This window comes from Parabacteroides johnsonii DSM 18315, from assembly GCF_025151045.1.
GTDB classification, from domain to species: Bacteria; Bacteroidota; Bacteroidia; order Bacteroidales; family Tannerellaceae; genus Parabacteroides; species Parabacteroides johnsonii.
The window spans coordinates 2,238,931-2,258,355 of record NZ_CP102285.1; the positions used below are offsets into that span (position 1 = coordinate 2,238,931).

Genomic DNA, 19,425 nt, shown 5'->3' on the forward strand with positions numbered 1-19,425 from the left:
TACAGGTTTCTGCAAATGTACGGAGAAATGGCATACCAGCCAATATTTATTTTGTACATTCGTCCCTCAGAAATCAATTATTCGCATGAAGATCATAAACGAAGCTCTATTGGACGAAACGACCGGACGTGCCAAACAGTCGCCCCGACTACGCATGAACTACAACTTTCATGAACGTTTGGACGATCCCGTCAACCGCCTGCTCAATGCCCTGGAGCCGGGAACCTACCTCCGTCCGCACCGTCATCTGAACCCTGCAAAGGATGAAATATTCCTTCTGTTACGCGGCCGCATTGCTGTTTTCCTCTTCGACAACAAAGGGGAAATCACCGAAACGCAGATACTTGATCCGAAAGAAGGTGCCTACGGCGCCGAAATAAAAGCGGGAACATGGCACGGCCTGTTAGTCCTGGAATCCGGCTCTGTCATATATGAGATCAAGGAAGGGCCGTTCGCCCCGCTTGCTCCGGAGAATTTCGCTCCCTGGAGTCCGGCTCCGGAAGATACGGAAGGGGTGGAAAAATATATGGAACTATTGGGGAAAGCAATATAACCCCGGCAGGTTTATTATCTCCCCCGCCGCCTATCCCCTATCCCCCAAAAAGCTATATCTTTTTCTCCCGAAAGCTATAGCTTTTGCAGGAAAAAGGTATAGCTTTTTTTGGGGTTCGAAGAGCCTTTTTGAGGAAAAGGGCAAAAAAGGGCCAAAAAGGCATCGTGTGTTTTTGGGTGAAGGGGGGACGGTAACCTCTTACGGCTATAACACACTATACGATTGACAGACAACAATATAAATCCATACATATAACATCCTCCCCTCCTTTTCCCCTTCTTTTTATCTCCTTTTTGCCACGTCTTCCCTGCAAGGTAAACTACAAGCAAAACTACTCCGGAAAATCCTCCAACCGCCAGCATGGGTGGGAATACACCTGCGCATTTGAAATTGTAGCGGATGCCTTTTTTACCCTTTCGTGTCCTTTTATCTCGAAAGGAGGGGTACGCTTCCACATATCACACTAATAATCAATGCATAACAATTTCTCGATACCTGCCAGCACAAAGTCATTTGCCTGCAAGCCGAGTGTGTTCAAATACCAACATCTGACAATGCTTGCAGTCAAACTGCAACCGGAGGCACGTATCTTTATAAAGCAGATAATACGGCTCCTTATAGGGAGACTTGTTCTTCTGATAAGTAGGACACCACCCCATGCTGTAGCGCAGGCAGTGCTTGGTAAACATCAGCGGAACATCTTTCCGGGGAGACAGTTCGAAAGCCGGGTCAACCTGTTCCACCCCGTGGTCCTGGTAGAACGAACGGGCTTTCCCGTTGGCGACATTCCCCAAATACGTCAGGCTGCGTTCAGGGAAAGGTATCGGCTCGGACAGCCGCACACGTTTCACCGTCTCACGAGGATAACGGGCACGGCGAACTTCCAACAACTTCTCCACTCCTCTACGGCGCATATCGGCGAGCAGAGAAGAGGGAACGAACCAGTTTTCAGACAAACCGACCACCACCTCCGAGGCCTCGAAAGGGGTATTCCCCAACTTAGATAGCTGTGTCCGGATATTATCCTGTTGTTCACGGCGAGCCAACTCTTTTGCGAACGGCTCGGCCAGCATGATCCGTGCACCCGTCTCGTCCTCCATGCAAAGCGTAAAGCCGAAAGGATTGTCCAGGAACTCGATTTTCACAGACAGCCTGCGTTCGGCGGAAGGCTTGGCGAGCAGCTTATCAAAGACCTGGTCGAAATTGCGGTAAAGCGGAGTCTTGGGGGCAAGCTGCGGCATATCCAGCGGAAACACCCGGTTCGCCTCCACCCGGTTGACGCGGAAGCCCTCCAACTCGCCTTTCCTATTAAAGAAAACAAGCCCGTCTCCGTTGTTCAACTGCTTCAAGCCGGCCACGGTAAAGGAATTGCCTTTGATCTCTTTGACCGTCCCGACAGGTTCACCCAGCGATTTAGGCGTATTGAAAGCGGTAATATCTGCCGTCCGCCCCTCCAAAAGGAACGGGGTGAAGCCTCGGTTAAAGCTCTTTTCGGCTACCGGCTCGAACGTATAAGTGCTTCGTCCGGCAGAAGCACGGCGATATTCCGGACGGCGGGACAGGACAGCGTCCAACTTCTTCCGGTAATAAGCTGTGATATTCTTGACATAATCGACATCTTTCAACCGTCCTTCGATCTTAAGGGAAGAGACACCTGCATCCAACAGGGCTTCCAACTGGTCGGAACGGTTCATGTCCTTAAGCGAAAGCAGGTGTTTATGGGTGACGATCTCCGCTCCTGTCGCATCGACCATCGTATAGGGCAAGCGGCAGTATTGGGCGCACTCCCCACGATTGGCACTGCGTCCGCTCAAGGCGGCACTCAGGTAACATTGCCCGCTATAGCTGACGCATAGGGCGCCGTGCACGAATACTTCCAACGGGACGGTAGTCGCTTCCGCTATCCGGCGGATCTCATTCAGCGAGAGTTCACGTGCCAGCACTACCTGCGTAAAGCCGGCGGCCTGGAGAAAGCGAACCTTTTCCGGCGTGCGATTATCCGTCTGCGTGCTGGCGTGAAGCGGGATAGGCGGCAGGTTCAGCCGGGTAATCCCCATATCCTGTACGATCAGGGCATCTGTTCCGGCATGCCAAAGATCCCAGATCATCCGTTCGGCTTCCTCCAACTCCTCTTCTTTCAGGATCGTGTTGAGCGTAACGTAGATACGGGCTCCATACAGGTGGGCATAATCGCAAAGCTCGCGTATATCTTCCAAAGAATTGCCGGCAGCGGCACGCGCACCGAACTTGGGCGCACCGATATAGACCGCATCGGCACCGTGATTAATCGCTTCCATCCCGCAATTAAGGTCTTTAGCCGGAGAGAGAAGTTCTATAGGACGGGATTTTGTTTGCATGCTATTATTTCTTATTTCTTGATTACAAATCGCCCAACTTGCTGATATCCTCGATACGGAACGGGGTTTCTTGATAGACATAGTAGTTCAGCCAGTTGGTGAACAGCAAATTGGCATGACCACGCCAACGGACCACCGGACCGAGGGCCGGATTGTTATTACGGTAATAGTTGCGGGGGACGGCAATCGGCAACCCCTTGTTCACGTCGCGCATATACTCGTCGTTCAGCGTATAAGGCGAGTATTCGGAATGCCCGGTGATAAAGAACTCGCGTCCTCCACGTGCCATCGCCATATAGACGCCCGACTCTTCGCTTTCGGACAAGAGCGTCAAATCGGGAACTTTCATCACATCCTCGCGGCGTATCTCCGTATGCCGGCTGTGCGGCACATAGAACTCATCGTCGAAGCCCCGGAAGATCGGCACATAAGGTTCGCGCAACGTATGGCGGAACACGCCGAACATCTTGGCAGGCAGATCATATTTGGGGACACCATAGAAATGGTACAAACCGGCTTGCGCCGCCCAGCATATATATAAGGTAGAAGTCACATGCGTACGTGCCCAATCGAATATCTCGGTCACTTCCTCCCAATAGTTCACTTCCTCGAAAGGCATCTGCTCTACCGGGGCACCTGTGATAATCATGCCGTCGTAGAAATCATCCTGCATCTCGTCGAAGTCTTTATAAAACTCCTGCATATGCTCGATCGGCGTGTTCTTGGGAGTATGGCCTTTTATCTTCATAAAGTCAAGCTCCACTTGCAGGGGTGTATTACTCAGGAGACGAACAAGGTCTGTCTCCGTCGTGATCTTCAGCGGCATCAGGTTCAGCACAACCACACGTAGCGGACGAATGTCCTGCTCGGACGCACGCAACGAGTCCATCACAAAGATGTGCTCTTTCTTCAACAGCTCAACGGCCGGTAAGTTCTTCTGTAGGTTTAAAGGCATCTTCTTTCCTTGATATTATTTATATGAGGCACAAAGATAGTGAGAATTTCTCTTCCTACCCATTGTCAAAATGATAGTATGACTGCATCTATTTCAAAATAATAGGGCATCTATCCGGAATTACACTTGCGGGTAATATTTTTTAACATTCAAATAGACAACAAATATCCTTTTCTACTATCAAATTGCCTTCCTTTGAAAATAAATCATTATTTCCCGCGTTAGTAGATGTATAACTTAAAATGGAATATGAAGATTCGTGCAATAGCTACGCTACTATTTATATTATTTTCGATATCTGCTTTCGGACAGGGACGTGCCAAAATCAGCGGTTACATCCGCGATGCAGACGGCAATCCGCTGGATTTGGTCAATATCCGAGTCAAGAACACGTTAAACGGGACGATGAGTAATGAAAAAGGCCACTACTCGCTTTCGGTCGCTACCGGCGACTCGGTGACGCTGATCTACTCATGCTTAGGCTACAACAAGGCCGAGAGGATCCTGCCTCTGGTAACCAAAGATATGCGGCTCAATGTGCAGATGAACTATACATCACTTGAACTGGGAGAAGTCGTAGCCACCGCCATCCGCAAGCAGACAACCACTCTCGAAACCCTGAATGCCGACCGCGTCAAGCTGCTCCCCGATCCTGCCGGAGGAAGTATTGAAAGCCTGGTCGTTACATTTGCCGGCGTTACTTCCAATAACGAACTGAGTTCGCAATACTCTGTACGCGGCGGCAGCTATGATGAGAACATCGTATATGTGAACGGACTGGAAGTGTTTCGTCCGCTGCTCATCCGTTCCGGACAACAGGAAGGGCTGAGTTTTATCAACCCGGACATGACAGAAGCCGTCAACTTTTCCGCCGGAGGATTTGAAGCCCGTTATGGAGACAAGATGAGTTCCGTACTGGACATCACCTACAAAAAACCGAAAGGATTCGAAGGTTCTGCCTCCGCCAGCCTGTTGGGGGCCAATGCTTATGTGGGAAGTTCTTCCGGCAAGTTCACACAGGTGACCGGTTTCCGTTATAAAACAGGGCGCTCCCTTTTGAAAACAACCGATACGGATGCCGAATATGATCCGAATTTTATTGACTTGCAGACCTATATGACCTACCAGTTTGCCCCAAAATGGGAGATCAACTTCCTCGGGAACCTGGCCATAAACAATTACAAATTCATTCCCCACACCCGCGAAACATCTTTCGGAACGGCTACAAACGCAAAGAAGTTTAAAGTGTTCATGAGCGGCCAGGAACGGGACAAGTTCGAGACGCTATTCGGAGCACTCACTTTAAAGCATAACCTGAATGAGAATACGGAACTCGGCTTGCAGGCATCCGCATTCACCAGCAAGGAAGAGGAAGGATATGATATCGCCGGAGATTACTGGCTGGGAGATGCAGCCGAAGAAGGCGGCGGGGAAATAGAGAATCTATCCATAGCACGCTATAACGAGCACGCCCGCAACCGACTGCACTCCAACATCATGAATGTCGGACACTATGGTATCGCCCGCATGAAAAACAATACGTTGAAATGGGGTGCCACCGTCCAGTTGGAGAAAATCAACGACAAGATCAGTGAATGGGAAAAACGCGATTCTGCCGGCTACTCGCTACCGCAAGGAGGCGGCAATGTCAACGTGATCGCCAACCTTTTCTCAGATAATGAACTGGAAAGCACACGTATTTCCGGCTATTTGCAGGATGTATTCAAGTTCCGTACCAAACAAGGGCTGTTCACGCTGGTCGGTGGTGTACGCGGTAGTTACTGGAGCTATAATAAGGAATTTATATTCAGTCCGCGTGCTTCAATCGGTTTCATTCCGAACTTCGACCAGAACCTGACATTCCGCTTGGCTTCCGGCCTGTATTATCAGTCTCCGTTCTATAAGGAATTGCGTACGACCGTGCAGGACGAACACGGCAACAGTATCATACAACTGAACAAAAATCTTAAATCGCAGCGCTCCATCCATGTCATTGCAGGAGGCGATTATACATTCCGGGCATCCGGCAGGAATTTCAAAGTCAGTGCCGACATGTATTACAAAAAGTTGGATAACCTGAATCCTTATACGGTGGATAATGTCAAAATCCGATATTACGGTGAAAACTGCGCTGAGGGCCATGCGATGGGACTCGATGTCAAATTCTTCGGTGAATTTGTTCCGGGTACGGACTCCTGGATCAGCTTCTCCCTGATGAAAGCGGAGCAGAGCATCCGGGGGAGCGAATATGTCCCGATGCCAAACAGCCAAGGTTATAATGTTTCGCTTTTTTTCCAGGATTATTTTCCCGGTTACAAACGCGTCAAGCTGAACTTGAAAGGCGTCCTGTCCGGCGGCCTTCCCGTCACAGCCCCGCGCACAGGCTATGAGGACGGCTATTTCCGCACTCCGACCTACAAACGTGTAGACCTCGGTTTCTCTTACCAGCTTGCCGGGGGAACGGATGCGATTATGGACCGCGGATTCTTCCGCAATCTCAAGAACATTTGGCTCGGGCTCGACATTTTCAACCTGTTCGACATAAAGAATACAAGTTCCTATTATTGGATTACCAACATAGACAACCACCAGTACGCGATCCCGAATTACTTGACCGGTCGGCAGTTGAATGTCCGTCTGATTGTTGACTTTTAAATTTATGATTTATGATTTATGATTTGCGATCGGCACATAAATCATAAATCATAAATCACAATTTTTCTTTCCTAATTCATAAAAAAGTGTACCTTTGTCCACATAGAACAAAAAACAATATTAAATCACTAAATTATTATTGACATGGAACTTACACATATCGAACATTTGGGTATCGCAGTGAAGAGCATCGAAGCTTGTCTGCCGTATTATGAAGAAGTTTTGGGATTGAAATGCTACAACATCGAGGAAGTGGCAGACCAAAAAGTAAAAACCGCCTTCTTTAAAGTTGGCCAGACTAAGATCGAATTATTGGAACCGACAAGCGAAGACAGTACAATCGCTAAATTCATCGAAAAGAAAGGCGAAGGTATCCACCACATCGCATTTGCCGTTCCCGACGTACAGGCAGCATTGAACGAAGCCGAATCAAAAGGTGTCAAGCTGATCGACAAAGCTCCTCGCGGAGGTGCAGAAGGCTTGGACATCGCATTCCTTCACCCGAAATCGACTTGCAGCGTTCTGACCGAACTTTGCATGCCGGGAAAATAAAAAACAATGGACAATTGAAAATGGACAATGGACAATTATTTGATGCTATTTAATTGTCAATTGTCAATTATCAATTGCCAATCAAATAAGTTCATTTCTAACAACAAATCTATAGTACAATGAGTAACCAACTTGAAAAAGTAAAGGAGCTTATCGCCCTTCGCGAAACAGCTCGTTTAGGTGGGGGAGAAAAAAGAATTGAATCTCAGCACAAAAAAGGCAAATACACCGCACGCGAACGTATTGCCATGTTGCTGGATGAAGGAAGTTTTGAAGAATTCGATATGTTCGTACAACACCGTTGTACAAACTTCGGTATTGAAAAAACTAAGTATCTGGGCGACGGTATCGTAACAGGTTACGGTACGATCGACGGACGCCTGGTCTATATTTATGCGCAGGATTTCACCGTGTTCGGTGGTGCTTTGTCTGAAGCGCTGGCCATGAAGATCTGTAAAGTCATGGATCAGGCAATGAAGATGGGAGCTCCCGTTATCGGCTTGAACGACTCGGGTGGTGCACGTATCCAGGAAGGCGTAAACGCTTTGGCCGGTTACGCAGAAATCTTCCAGCGTAATATCTTAGCATCCGGTGTTATTCCTCAGATTTCCGGTATCTTCGGTCCATGTGCCGGTGGTGCGGTTTATTCTCCTGCCCTGACAGACTTCAACATTATGACTCGTGGAACAAGCTATATGTTCCTGACCGGTCCGAAAGTAGTAAAAACAGTTACAGGCGAGGACGTTACACAAGAGCAGTTAGGTGGAGCAAGCGTACACACGACCAAATCCGGTGTGGCCCACTTTGCAGTTGATACGGAAGAAGACGGTTTGCAGTTGATACGCAAATTGATTAGCTTCCTGCCACAGAACAACCTGGAAGAAACTCCGCTGATCGAATGTAAAGATCCGATCGACCGTCTGGATGACAACCTGAACGACATCATCCCTGACAATCCTAACCAGGCTTATGATATGTACGACGTAATCGGAACCATCATCGATAACGGTGAATTCCTGGAAGTACATGCCGACTATGCCAAGAACATTATCGTAGGTTTCGCCCGTTTCAACGGCCAGACTGTCGGTATCGTAGCCAACCAGCCGAAAGTAATGGCAGGCTGTCTGGACAGCAACGCTTCCCGCAAGGCAGGCCGTTTCGTCCGTTTCTGTGACGCTTTCAACATTCCTCTGGTTACATTGGTTGACGTACCGGGATTCTTACCGGGTACAGGCCAGGAATATAACGGCGTTATCCTGCACGGAGCTAAATTGCTTTACGCTTACGGTGAAGCTACAGTGCCCAAAGTTACTGTAACATTGCGCAAATCTTACGGTGGCGCTTACTGTGTGATGAGTTCCAAACATCTGCGTGGCGATATGAACTACGCATGGCCGACAGCCGAAATTGCAGTTATGGGTCCGAGCGGTGCTGTAGAAGTGATCTTCGCAAAAGAAGTGGCTGCCTCGGAAGATCCGAAAGCTTGCGCAGCAGAAAAAGAAGCCGAATACAAAAAAGCATTTGCAAACCCGTATAATGCCGCTCAATATGGCTATATCGACGATGTTATCGAACCTCGTAACACTCGTTTCCGTATTATTCGTGCTTTACAACAATTGCAGACTAAGAAGTTAAGCAATCCTGCTAAGAAACATGACAATCTGCCTCTATAATTCTTAAAACAGGAAATGATTATGATGAATAAGAAAATAGGGGTATTGCTGCTGTTTGCTTTGCTCGTTTCATTCGGGGCAAAAGCACAGCTCGCAACCTCCATGCGAATAAATGAAGTGCTGGTCATCAACGAAGATAACTTTGTCGATGACTACGGTAAACGTCACGGCTGGATCGAATTGTATAATTCCTCCGCCGGAACGGTGAACATCGCAGGATGTTTTCTGACGGACGACAAAAACAATCCGAAGAAATATCCGATCCCTAAAGGAGATGTATTGACACAGATTCCTCCGGGACAGCACGTGCTCTTCTGGGCAGACAATGAACCGGACCGGGGTACATTCCATGTCAGTTTTTCTTTGGATCCGACCAAAGAGAACTATGTAGCCTTATATAATGCGGACGGAAAAACCTTGATCGACGAAGTGACTATACCTGCAGGACAGGTAGCAGACGTCAGTTTCGGACGTATTATCGATGGTAAGGAAGAATGGGCACAGTTAACAAAAGTAACTCCCAGCACAAATAACCTGACACTGGACTCAAATGAAAAGATAGACAATTTCAAGGAAAACGACTCTTGGGGTATCGGTATGACCATTACTGCTATGGCAGTGGTATTCCTTGGATTATTCCTGTTGTATGTTATCTTCAAACAGATTGGAAAAATTTCCATCGCCGTCAGCAAACGAAATGCCAAGAAAGCAGCTGGAACCACACCTATTGCAGACAATGCAGGACAGGAATCCGGAGAAATATTCGCGGCCATCGGTGCTGCCCTTTATGAGATCAGCGACGACAACCACGATATCGAGAATACCGTGCTCACAATCCGTAAGGTGCAACGTGCTTATTCACCCTGGAGTTCCAAAATATACGGTTTGCGTGAAATGCCCAAAAAGTAATCACCCCTAAAAACAAACAAGAATGAAAAGTTTCAAATATACCATCAATGGTAATGTATATAAAGTACATATTAACTCAATTGTAGAAGATGTAGCCGAAGTGGAAGTAAACGGCACTCCTTATCAGGTAAAAATGGAGAAACCGGCTAAAAAACAAATGGTGACATTAAAACGTCCCGCACAAGCTCCTACCACAGCAAGTGGTGAACCTGTTATTTCACGTCCGGCAGCCTCTACAACCAAAGGAGCAGTCAAAACTCCGCTACCAGGCGTAATCCTGCAAATAAAATGTAACGTCGGCGACACAGTGAAGAGAGGACAAACCCTGCTTGTCCTTGAAGCTATGAAGATGGAAAACAACATCAACGCCGATCGTGACGGCAAGATCATCGAAATAAAAGTAAACAAGGGGGATTCAGTGCTGGAAGGTGCCGACCTCGTCGTAATAGGATAATATTATGTTAGGATCAGTATTATTACAAGCAGCAGGAGTTGCTCATGAAAGTTTTCTCCAGTTTCTGGGGAAAAATCTTGAGCTATTCCTTACATATACAGGAGTCTACAACGCGACCCCGGGTCACCTTATCATGATCCTTATCGGTCTGTTGTTCATATTTCTGGCTATTAAATATGAATTTGAACCCATGCTTCTTATCCCGATCGGCTTCGGTATCTTAATCGGTAACATACCTTTTAAAGATGCCGGACTACAAGTCGGTATTTATGAACAGGGTTCCGTACTGAACATCCTTTATCAGGGTGTAACCTCCGGATGGTATCCGCCACTGATCTTCCTCGGTATCGGAGCCATGACAGACTTTTCGGCATTGATCTCCAATCCAAAACTGCTGTTGATCGGTGCTGCTGCCCAATTTGGTATTTTTGGTGCATATATCATCGCTCTCCAGATGGGATTCGAACCGAACCAAGCCGGTGCTATCGGTATCATTGGTGGTGCTGACGGTCCGACGGCCATCTTCTTGTCTTCCAAGTTAGCTCCGAACCTGATGGGTGCTATTGCGGTATCAGCCTACTCTTATATGGCACTGGTCCCTATCATCCAGCCACCGTTCATGCGCTTATTGACAACTAAAAAAGAGCGTCTGATCCGTATGAAACCACCGAGAGCTGTTTCTTCTACAGAAAAGATCGTATTCCCGATCGTAGGTCTGTTGCTGACTTGCTTCCTGGTTCCTTCCGGTCTTCCCCTGTTGGGTATGTTGTTCTTCGGAAACTTATTGAAAGAAAGTGGTGTAACACGTCGTTTGGCTGAAACAGCTCGTGGTCCGCTGATCGATACAATCACAATCCTGTTAGGTATCACGGTAGGGGCTTCCACACAAGCAACCCAATTCTTGACCATCGATTCCGTCAAGATTTTCGGCTTAGGAGCTTTGTCATTTGTGATCGCAACTTGTGCTGGCGTATTGTTCGTTAAGGTATTCAATTTGGTTTTGAAAGAAGGCAACAAAATCAATCCGCTTATCGGTAATGCAGGTGTTTCTGCCGTCCCTGACTCTGCACGTATTTCACAAATCGTAGGTCTGGAATATGATCCGACCAACTACCTGTTGATGCATGCCATGGGTCCGAACGTAGCAGGTGTAATCGGTTCTGCCGTAGCAGCCGGTATCCTGTTAGGATTCTTAGGATAAGTCCTTTATTTTACATAAAAAGCCTCCGCATCGCCTCGATACGGAGGCTTTTTATGTAAAATAAAGTATAAATTTCACCTGGTAAGGCAACTAAACAGTGCCACATCTTATCCAAACTTCACGAGTATCCGGGTCTCTCCATCTCCTACACCCAAGTCTCGAGAGAGTGCTCAAACTGTTTATTTGCAAAAACCTGCCTATCTTCATCAAAAAACGAACCATTTTAACATATTTGGAATCCGACGAATATAGCCAGCATAAAATACGCCCTGTAAAGGTGTGTTCTTTACAGGGCGTATATATAGAAAATTTATTTATCCTCAGAACAGCGGATTAGCCACCTTTTCCTTCAACAAGGCCAGATCGACTACTTGGCGGATATCATCCACATAATGGAAAGTCAGTCCTTTCAGATAGTCGGGCTTGATCTCTTCGATATCTTTCTTATTCTCTTGACAGAGGATCAGTTCCTTGATTCCGGCACGTTTGGCTGCCAATATCTTTTCTTTGATGCCACCTACCGGAAGGACTTTACCCCGCAACGTGATCTCGCCGGTCATAGCCAAATTACTGCGCACCTTACGCTGCGTAAAAGCAGACACCAAAGATGTGACCATCGTGATACCCGCACTCGGACCGTCTTTCGGAATCGCACCCTCAGGTACATGGATATGGACATTCCAGTTCTCGAACATACCTTCGTCAATACCGAATAGCCCGGCATGCGAATGAATATATTCAAGTGCCAACATGGCAGATTCTTTCATCACGTCACCTAAGTTTCCTGTCAAAGTGAGCTTTGAACCTTTTCCTTTACTCAAACTCGATTCCACAAACAGGATCTCACCACCGACAGCCGTCCAGGCAAGTCCGGTTACGACACCCGCATAGTCATTTCCCTGATATTTATCACGGGTATATTCGACTGCTCCCAAATAATCGTGCAGATCTTCGGGGCGTATCTGTGCGGGAAGCTCCTCGTCGGAAGCCAGCTTACGGGCCAACTTACGCATAATCTTGGCTATCTTTTTATCCAGTTCACGAACGCCGCTCTCACGGGTGTAAGATTCGATGATCGCCTGCAACGTCTTTTTCGGGAACTTCACTTTTCCTTTCGACAGACCGTGAATCTCCAATTGTTTCGGGACCAGATGACGGGCAGCAATTTCCACCTTCTCTTCCATGATATAACCACTCACTTCGATCAACTCCATACGATCCAGCAACGGCTGGGAAATCGTGTTCAAGTTATTGGCAGTCGCGATAAACATAACTTTACTCAAGTCATAATCTATATCCAGATAATTATCATGGAAAGCATTGTTCTGCTCCGGGTCCAACACCTCAAGCAAAGCGGAAGCTGGATCTCCCTTGAAATCATTCGTTACCTTGTCAATCTCGTCAAGAATAAACACGGGGTTTGAAGTTCCAGCCTTCTGGAGGTTCTGGATGATACGTCCGGACATCGCACCGATATAGGTACGGCGATGACCACGTATCTCCGCCTCGTCATGCAAACCGCCCAACGAAACCCGAACATACTTGCGGTGCAAGGCTTCTGCGACCGATTTTCCCAACGAAGTCTTACCGACTCCCGGAGGCCCGTACAAACAGATGATGGGCGACTTCATATCGCCTTTCAATTTCAGCACCGCCAAATGTTCGATGATGCGCTCTTTCACCTTCTCCAGCCCGTAGTGATCACGATCCAGGACTTTCTGGGCATGGGCAAGATTGAAATTATCCTTGCTGTATTCGTTCCAAGGCAGATTGATGATCGTCTGTACATATTGCGTTTGGATGGAAAAATCAGGAGATTGCGGATGCAGACGTTCCAACTTGCGCACTTCCTTTTCAAACGTTTCGGCTACAGACGGCGACCATTTTTTCTTGGCAGCCTTTTCGCGCAGTTCCTTTATCTCCAACTCGTTGATATTGCCCCCCAACTCTTCCTGGATGGTCTTGATCTGCTGCTGGAGAAAATATTCCTTCTGCTGCTGGTTAATATCCTCGTGCGTCTTCATTTGGATGGATGTTTTCAATTCCACCAACTGATACTCCCGATTCAGGATGAACAAAAGACGGTACGCTCGGTCTTTCAGGTTACCGATCAACAACAAATCCTGTTTTTCAGACGATCCGTTGGGAACATTGCAACAAGAAAAATTGATCAGGTAAAGAATATTTTTATTATTCCTTATTGAAAATATCAAGTCGCGGGGCGGTTCGGAAGCAGCTCCGAGCATCTTGATCGTCAAATCTTTGATAGTCGAGACAAGCGCCTCGAACTCGCGGTCGGACTTGTCCGGCATGACGTCCTCAAGCAATTTGATCTTTCCGGTTAGGTAAGGATCGTAAGCGGAAAGCTCTTCCAGTTGGAAACGCTTCTTACCCTGCAGGATCACGGTCGTCGTCCCATCAGGCATTTCAAGCACGCGGACAATATCAGCCACGACTCCCGTCGTATACAAATCTTCCATCTTCGGATCTTCTGTATTCATATCCTTCTGGCAAACCACTCCGATCAGACTTTTCTTGTGGGCGGCTTCCTTGATCAGGCGCATGGATTTAGGACGACCGATCATCACCGGCATAGCTACGCCCGGAAACAGAACCATATTCCGAAGCGGAAGAATGGGCAATTCCTCCCCCACCTTTTCCATACCTTCGGTAAAGTCTTCATCAACATCACAATCCGTGAGGATAGGCATTACTATACCAATATTATCATCCAGGTCGTTATACGACTCCTCGGCAAACATCGTTACTTTATCTTTCTTCATATATTCTTTGTCATAGTTGCGGAATATTCTTTTATCGACCGCAATTCTATTTTGTACAATAAACGTGCCAAAGTTACTATTTTTAACTCAATTCTGACTACTTTTGCACAAAACAATTGACAATGGACCATTGACAATGAACAACTATTCAGTCCACTCCAATCGTCAATTGTCAACTATTAATTGTCAATTGTTATGTCAAATCCTTTTTTCCAATTCAAACAATTCACCATCCGCCATGATAAATGCGCAATGAAAGTAGGAACTGACGGTGTTCTGCTCGGCGCATGGGCCGGAATAGAATCATGCAACCGCATACTGGACATCGGGACAGGGACTGGGCTAATCGCCATGATGCTGGCACAACGCAGCAAGGCGGTTATCGACGCTATCGATATAGATGCCGAGGCCTGTCTTCAGGCACAGGAAAATGCAGAATCCTCTCCTTTCGCCGAACGGATAAAAATCCAGCATTCCGCCCTGTCTGATTTCGCACAAACCGATACGGGCTTATATGACCTGATCGTATCCAATCCCCCTTATTTCGTCGATTCGTTGAAATGTCCTGACCAGAAGCGGAACACGGCTCGCCACACCGACACGCTGACATTGGAAGATTTGTTGCAGGACAGCCGCAAACTACTCGCCCCGCAGGGACGCATCGCTCTCATCCTGCCCTACGACCAAAAAGAACGTCTTACGGATTGTATCCGAACACAAAACCTGTTCCTTTCGAAAGAAACCTCCGTCATACCCGTACCCGGTGCCGAGCCGAAACGACTGTTAGCCGAGCTAACGGCAGAGCCACCCGTTTTTCCCACATTTTCCAGCCAGTTGACCATTGAGATTGCAAGACATCAGTACACTGACGAATATGTCAGCCTGACTAAAGACTTTTATCTAAAGATGTAAGGGAGTTTCTTATCGAAGAAACGAGTCACTTCGCCAAACAGGTTCTGCACCTCCTCCGTAAAGGAAACAGTTTCCGGTGTCAATACGTTCAATGATTTAGGAAGGACGGAGATTTCAATCCGGCTGTCCGCCATGATTGGCTCGCCATCCAGGTGCATGACTCCCGGATTCTGGCGAATGATCGTCACCTCTTTTCCTTTGAATGTTTTGATCTTGCTGTTACGGTCGATCTGCTTCGTAAACAGCTGGATAGCCAACGGCGCTATGTCCAGCGGACCGAAAGGGGAAAGGATTGTAATATCCATTTTACCATCCTGTATATTGGCATGAGGAGCAATAAACGCATTGTTGCCATACTGCGAAGCATTCCCGCAAGCCACCAAAAACGCCTTTTCCTTGACTGTCTGACTGTCGATCAAGAGCTCATAAGGCTCGGGTTGGTAACTCAGATATTCCTCCACCGTATTCTTTATATAAGTAAGCGACCCGCGGCGTTTCTCCCCTGCAAACTTCTGGCTGACCGCCGCATCAAAACCGACTCCGCAGGTACAGAAAAAAATACGTCCGTTCGCCTTGCAACAATCAATTGTCGAAACGTGCCCCTTTACAATCAGATCGATCGCCCGGCGTACATCCATCGGAATATGCAGCTCACGCGCCAGACCATTACCGGAACCTTTCGGGATAATCCCCAGCACAGCATCCGAATGGAGCATGGCGCGGGCAATCTCGTTCACAGTCCCGTCTCCCCCGACCGCAATCACGCAATTGGCTCCTTTATCGAGGGCTTGCCGTGTCAGTTCACTGGCATGTCCGGGATATTCCGTAAAAGAAATTTCCACACAACAATTTCCGCCCGCAAAGGCGGTTTCAATCATTTTCGGAATCTTCCTTTTCGAACCGACACCCGAAATCGGATTTATAATAGCCTGTATATTGATTGTCTGTCCCTCCATTCTTGCTGCTACTTACTTTGAGAGGACAAAAATAATGCTTTTGTAAAACTTTTAAAGCATTTCGGCTACTATAAGTTATTTTTTTACTACTTTTGCGGCTGGATTTGCCGAAACATAGATATTATGTAGTAAGCAGATCTGGGTTCTTTTAGAATAACAACGTAGCGAGAAAATCATTCTCTGTTAATTATAATATGAAACTTTTACAAGAGAAACTATCAAAGTACGATGCACCTCAGCGGGCTATGGCCGCAGGAATTTATCCATACTTCAGAATGATTGAAAGTGATCAGGATACAGAAGTAATGATCAGCGGTAAAAAGGTCCTGATGTTTGGTTCTAACGCCTATTTAGGCTTGACAAACCACCCGAAAGTAAAAGAGGCGGCAATTGATGCCATTAAGAAATATGGTACAGGTTGTGCCGGTTCACGCTTCCTGAACGGAACGCTGGATTTGCACATTCAGTTGGAAAAACGTCTGGCCGAATTTGTCGGAAAAGAAGATGCCATTGTTTATTCTACGGGATTTCAGGTAAACTTGGGTGTAGTATCCTGCCTGACAGGACGTGAAGACTATATTATCTGGGACGAGTTGGATCATGCATCCATCATCGAAGGACACCGCCTTTCCTTCTCTACCAAACTGAAATACAAGCATAACGATATGGAGTCTTTAGAAAAGCAACTCCAGAAATGCGAACCCGACAAGGTGAAGCTGATCGTTATCGACGGTGTGTTCAGTATGGAAGGCGACATTGCCAAATTACCAGAAATCGTTGCGTTAGCCAAGAAGTATAATGCAAGCGTGATGGTAGACGAAGCTCACGGTCTGGGGGTTCTGGGCGATCATGGTCGCGGAACCTGTAACCATTTCGGCGTAACTGACGACGTAGACCTGATTATGGGTACATTCAGTAAGTCGCTTGCTTCTATAGGTGGTTTCATCGCTTCGGACAAGGAGACGATCAACTATCTCCGCCACAACTCACGCTCTTACATATTCAGTGCAAGTAATACTCCCGCCGCTACAGCAGCAGCCGGTGCAGCACTCGATATCATGCTGAGTGAACCGGAACGCATCGAGCATCTGTGGAAACTGACTCACTATGCATTGGACGGATTCCGTAACATGGGGTGTGAAATCGGCCATACCTCAACACCGATCATCCCGTTGTTTATCCGCGACAATGACCTGACATTCCTGATCGTAAAAGAATTGTTCGAAGCCGGTATCTTCGTAAATCCAGTAGTCTCTCCGGCTGTTGCACCTGAAGATACGCTGATCCGGTTCTCGCTGATGGCAACTCACACGATCGAACAGCTCGACTACGCATTGGAAGCAATACACAAAGTATTTAAAAGTCACGGCCTGGTTAAGTAAATCAGTACGGACAATGATATCGAAAAGGGCAAAGCGGAACATTCTGTTTTGCCCTTTCTCTTTATAATTCATTCTTCATTTGCTACGAACCAAATATTTTGACTATTTTTGCGTAATTGTACGCACTATAAATACATTATATATACCAGACAAATGGATTTTAAATTAAATACAGGAAGTTGCTGCATGGGTAAAAAAGGATGCAGCAAGATACAAAATAATAAGCTGAACACCTACGACTGGCTTTGCGACGTGCCCGATGCGGCAAATGCAACCGATTACGTGGAAGTGCAGTTTAAAAACACCCGCAAAGGATATTACCTCAACAGTTCCAAGATACCTCTGGAAAAAGGAGATTTAGTCGCAGTGGAAGCCAGTCCCGGACATGACATCGGGACTGTGACGCTGACCGGCAAGCTCGTCCTTCTCCAAATGAAAAAAAACAATGTCCGTACCGGCGAAGGTAACGAGCCTAAAAAGGTATATCGCAAAGCCAAACCGACCGATATCGAGAAATACGAAGAGGCGAAAGCTAAGGAACACGCCACAATGATCCGTTCGCGACAGATCGCTGCCGACTTGGGACTGAATATGAAGATCGGGGACGTGGAATACCAGGGTGACGGCAATAAGGCGATCTTTTATTACATTGCCGACGAGCGTGTTGACTTCCGCCAGTTGATCAAAGTACTTGCCGAAGCCTTCCGTGTCCGCATCGAGATGAAGCAGATCGGTGCCCGTCAGGAAGCCGGACGCATCGGAGGTATCGGCCCTTGCGGACGAGAATTGTGCTGTTCAAGCTGGATGACGAGTTTCGTATCGGTAGCCACCGGAGCCGCCCGTTATCAGGATATCTCCATGAACCCCCAAAAGTTAGCCGGCCAATGCGCCAAGCTGAAATGTTGCATCAACTATGAAGTGGATGCTTATGTGGAAGCACAAAAACGTTTGCCGTCCCGTGAAGTGGTGCTGGAAACAAAGGACAATACCTACTATCATTTTAAAACGGATATCTTCAAACGGGAAATCACCTACTCTACCGATAAATCGTTCGCGGCCAATTTGGTTACGATCTCCGCCAACCGTGCCTTCGATGTGATCAACATGAACAAGAAAGGTATGAAGCCCGTCACTCTCGAAGCCGATACCAAGCCGCAGCCACCTAAGCGCGATGCCCAGGATATCTTGGGGCAGGACAGCGTTACCCGTTTCGATGCTTCCCTGAAAAAGAAGAAAAAGAAACGCAACGGAAACGGCAACAAGGAAAATCTGCCGAAAGAAACCGTAGCCAACACCGGCAGCGAAGGAAACAGCAAACCTACCAACGGAGAAAAAGCGAACGGCAACAACGGCAACGAAAATAAAAACGGTAAAGGAAACGGTAACAGGAACGGAAACCGCAACCGTAACAACGGGAACCGAGACAACAACCGCGAGCGGGAGAATCGCGAAAACAACCGCGACAACAACCGTAACAGACCGCGTCCGAACCGAGTAAATAACGATAAGCAACCGAATAATGACAAACCTCAGCAACAAGCTAAGCCTGCTACCAAACCGGACTCCAAACCGGAAAACAAGCCGGACACAAAGCCGGAAGCTTAAAGGAATCATTGCCGTACTGACTTGTTCCCTATTCTTTTCCTGCGAAAACCCAGCCTTGTACGACCAGTACCAGGCGATCAACAATATCACGTGGGAAAAGGATAAGGAATACTATTTTACCTTCGAGGTGAAAGATATATCCGTTCCTTACGACCTGACACTGGAAGTAAGGAACAACAACCTGTACCCTTATCAGAACTTATGGCTTTTCTGTAGTGAAGAGCAGCCGATCGGCCCACTTCGCCGGGATACCATTGAATGTATACTTGCCGACGAATTCGGCAAATGGCACGGGCATGGCATTTCCTTATATCAAAGCAGCTTTCCCATCCATTCGCAATATAAGTTTCCGTATGCTGGACAATATACGTTCAGTTTCCGACAGGGAATGCGCGACGATGCTCTGAAAGGAATACAGGAAATCGGTTTCTCGGTCCGCCCCTCCCATTGACGGCCCCTTCATCCGCCCCGAGCACGA

At 47.3% G+C, this 19,425-nt stretch carries 15 protein-coding genes; 11 read left to right on the forward strand and 4 right to left on the reverse strand.

Translation table 11 applies throughout. The features are described 5' to 3' along the window. Nucleotides 1–85 precede the first annotated feature (85 nt). The gene (locus tag NQ564_RS09160) at nucleotides 86–553 is read left to right on the forward strand and encodes a WbuC family cupin fold metalloprotein (protein WP_008150396.1); all 468 of its coding nucleotides are present in this window, start codon (nucleotides 86–88) and stop codon (nucleotides 551–553) included. A gap of 509 nt (nucleotides 554–1,062) precedes the next feature. On the opposite strand, the gene NQ564_RS09165 is transcribed toward NQ564_RS09160, so the two are convergent. Beyond that, nucleotides 1,063–2,910, reverse strand: coding sequence for a peptidase U32 family protein (locus tag NQ564_RS09165; RefSeq protein WP_008150398.1), 1,848 nt, complete (start codon nucleotides 2,908–2,910; stop codon nucleotides 1,063–1,065). A gap of 22 nt (nucleotides 2,911–2,932) precedes the next feature. Continuing rightward, the gene (gene metA, locus NQ564_RS09170; RefSeq protein WP_008150399.1) at nucleotides 2,933–3,865 is read right to left on the reverse strand and encodes a homoserine O-acetyltransferase MetA; all 933 of its coding nucleotides are present in this window, start codon (nucleotides 3,863–3,865) and stop codon (nucleotides 2,933–2,935) included. A 249-nt stretch (nucleotides 3,866–4,114) separates the two neighbouring features. Here metA and NQ564_RS09175 point away from each other — a divergent pair, with 249 nt between their 5' ends. The 6 genes from NQ564_RS09175 (at nucleotide 4,115) to NQ564_RS09200 (ending at nucleotide 11,309) form a co-directional block, all read left to right on the forward strand. Further along, complete coding sequence (locus NQ564_RS09175; RefSeq protein WP_039848263.1) at nucleotides 4,115–6,520, forward strand: TonB-dependent receptor; 2,406 nt, start codon at nucleotides 4,115–4,117, stop codon at nucleotides 6,518–6,520. A 144-nt stretch (nucleotides 6,521–6,664) separates the two neighbouring features. Beyond that, the gene (gene mce, locus NQ564_RS09180) at nucleotides 6,665–7,072 is read left to right on the forward strand and encodes a methylmalonyl-CoA epimerase (RefSeq protein WP_008155407.1); all 408 of its coding nucleotides are present in this window, start codon (nucleotides 6,665–6,667) and stop codon (nucleotides 7,070–7,072) included. A 119-nt stretch (nucleotides 7,073–7,191) separates the two neighbouring features. Then, on the forward strand, nucleotides 7,192–8,745 hold the full coding sequence (locus tag NQ564_RS09185; RefSeq protein ID WP_008150410.1) for an acyl-CoA carboxylase subunit beta: 1,554 nt from the start codon (nucleotides 7,192–7,194) through the stop codon (nucleotides 8,743–8,745). Nucleotides 8,746–8,766: 21 nt separating this feature from the next. Further along, complete coding sequence (locus tag NQ564_RS09190; RefSeq protein ID WP_008155406.1) at nucleotides 8,767–9,654, forward strand: OadG family transporter subunit; 888 nt, start codon at nucleotides 8,767–8,769, stop codon at nucleotides 9,652–9,654. 22 nt (nucleotides 9,655–9,676) lie between these two features. Further along, nucleotides 9,677–10,108: a biotin/lipoyl-containing protein gene (locus NQ564_RS09195; protein ID WP_008155405.1), complete on the forward strand. Its 432-nt coding sequence runs from the start codon at nucleotides 9,677–9,679 to the stop codon at nucleotides 10,106–10,108. A gap of 4 nt (nucleotides 10,109–10,112) precedes the next feature. Continuing rightward, nucleotides 10,113–11,309: a sodium ion-translocating decarboxylase subunit beta gene (locus tag NQ564_RS09200; protein ID WP_008150413.1), complete on the forward strand. Its 1,197-nt coding sequence runs from the start codon at nucleotides 10,113–10,115 to the stop codon at nucleotides 11,307–11,309. A gap of 320 nt (nucleotides 11,310–11,629) precedes the next feature. On the opposite strand, the gene lon is transcribed toward NQ564_RS09200, so the two are convergent. Further along, entirely contained in the window at nucleotides 11,630–14,092 is a 2,463-nt protein-coding gene (gene lon, locus NQ564_RS09205) for an endopeptidase La (RefSeq protein ID WP_008150414.1), read from the reverse strand. A gap of 195 nt (nucleotides 14,093–14,287) precedes the next feature. Here lon and NQ564_RS09210 point away from each other — a divergent pair, with 195 nt between their 5' ends. Continuing rightward, nucleotides 14,288–15,004, forward strand: coding sequence for a tRNA1(Val) (adenine(37)-N6)-methyltransferase (locus tag NQ564_RS09210; RefSeq protein ID WP_008150416.1), 717 nt, complete (start codon nucleotides 14,288–14,290; stop codon nucleotides 15,002–15,004). Here the strand turns inward: NQ564_RS09210 and NQ564_RS09215 are convergent. Then, nucleotides 14,989–15,960 carry a diacylglycerol/lipid kinase family protein gene (locus NQ564_RS09215; protein ID WP_008150417.1) on the reverse strand — a complete coding sequence of 324 codons (972 nt, stop codon included), beginning with the start codon at nucleotides 15,958–15,960 and terminating at the stop codon, nucleotides 14,989–14,991. The two genes, NQ564_RS09210 and NQ564_RS09215, sit on opposite strands and share 16 nt — an antisense overlap. A 194-nt stretch (nucleotides 15,961–16,154) precedes the next feature. On the opposite strand from NQ564_RS09215, the gene spt reads away from it, so the two are divergent. The 3 genes from spt (at nucleotide 16,155) to gldH (ending at nucleotide 19,398) form a co-directional block, all read left to right on the forward strand. Next, nucleotides 16,155–17,342, forward strand: a complete 1,188-nt coding sequence (spt, locus tag NQ564_RS09220) for a serine palmitoyltransferase (protein ID WP_008150418.1) — start codon at nucleotides 16,155–16,157, stop codon at nucleotides 17,340–17,342. A gap of 153 nt (nucleotides 17,343–17,495) precedes the next feature. Next, the gene (locus NQ564_RS09225) at nucleotides 17,496–18,947 is read left to right on the forward strand and encodes a PSP1 domain-containing protein (RefSeq protein WP_039848235.1); all 1,452 of its coding nucleotides are present in this window, start codon (nucleotides 17,496–17,498) and stop codon (nucleotides 18,945–18,947) included. Further along, nucleotides 18,862–19,398 carry a gliding motility lipoprotein GldH gene (gene gldH, locus NQ564_RS09230; protein WP_039848236.1) on the forward strand — a complete coding sequence of 179 codons (537 nt, stop codon included), beginning with the start codon at nucleotides 18,862–18,864 and terminating at the stop codon, nucleotides 19,396–19,398. The genes NQ564_RS09225 and gldH overlap by 86 nt, the downstream gene beginning before the upstream one ends. Nucleotides 19,399–19,425 lie beyond the last annotated feature (27 nt).

Bases quoted from the DNA above. Each gene is read 5' to 3' on its own strand.
- NQ564_RS09215 (WP_008150417.1), bottom strand. From the start codon at position 15,960: ATGGAGGGACAGACAATCAATATACAGGCTATTATAAATCCGATTTCG.
- metA (WP_008150399.1), bottom strand. From the start codon at position 3,865: ATGCCTTTAAACCTACAGAAGAACTTACCGGCCGTTGAGCTGTTGAAG.
- spt (WP_008150418.1), top strand. From the start codon at position 16,155: ATGAAACTTTTACAAGAGAAACTATCAAAGTACGATGCACCTCAGCGG.
- lon (WP_008150414.1), bottom strand. From the start codon at position 14,092: ATGAAGAAAGATAAAGTAACGATGTTTGCCGAGGAGTCGTATAACGAC.
- NQ564_RS09185 (WP_008150410.1), top strand. From the start codon at position 7,192: ATGAGTAACCAACTTGAAAAAGTAAAGGAGCTTATCGCCCTTCGCGAA.
- mce (WP_008155407.1), top strand. From the start codon at position 6,665: ATGGAACTTACACATATCGAACATTTGGGTATCGCAGTGAAGAGCATC.
- gldH (WP_039848236.1), top strand. From the start codon at position 18,862: ATGACAAACCTCAGCAACAAGCTAAGCCTGCTACCAAACCGGACTCCA.
- NQ564_RS09225 (WP_039848235.1), top strand. From the start codon at position 17,496: ATGGATTTTAAATTAAATACAGGAAGTTGCTGCATGGGTAAAAAAGGA.
- NQ564_RS09195 (WP_008155405.1), top strand. From the start codon at position 9,677: ATGAAAAGTTTCAAATATACCATCAATGGTAATGTATATAAAGTACAT.
- NQ564_RS09175 (WP_039848263.1), top strand. From the start codon at position 4,115: ATGAAGATTCGTGCAATAGCTACGCTACTATTTATATTATTTTCGATA.
- NQ564_RS09160 (WP_008150396.1), top strand. From the start codon at position 86: ATGAAGATCATAAACGAAGCTCTATTGGACGAAACGACCGGACGTGCC.
- NQ564_RS09165 (WP_008150398.1), bottom strand. From the start codon at position 2,910: ATGCAAACAAAATCCCGTCCTATAGAACTTCTCTCTCCGGCTAAAGAC.
- NQ564_RS09200 (WP_008150413.1), top strand. From the start codon at position 10,113: ATGTTAGGATCAGTATTATTACAAGCAGCAGGAGTTGCTCATGAAAGT.
- NQ564_RS09210 (WP_008150416.1), top strand. From the start codon at position 14,288: ATGTCAAATCCTTTTTTCCAATTCAAACAATTCACCATCCGCCATGAT.
- NQ564_RS09190 (WP_008155406.1), top strand. From the start codon at position 8,767: ATGATGAATAAGAAAATAGGGGTATTGCTGCTGTTTGCTTTGCTCGTT.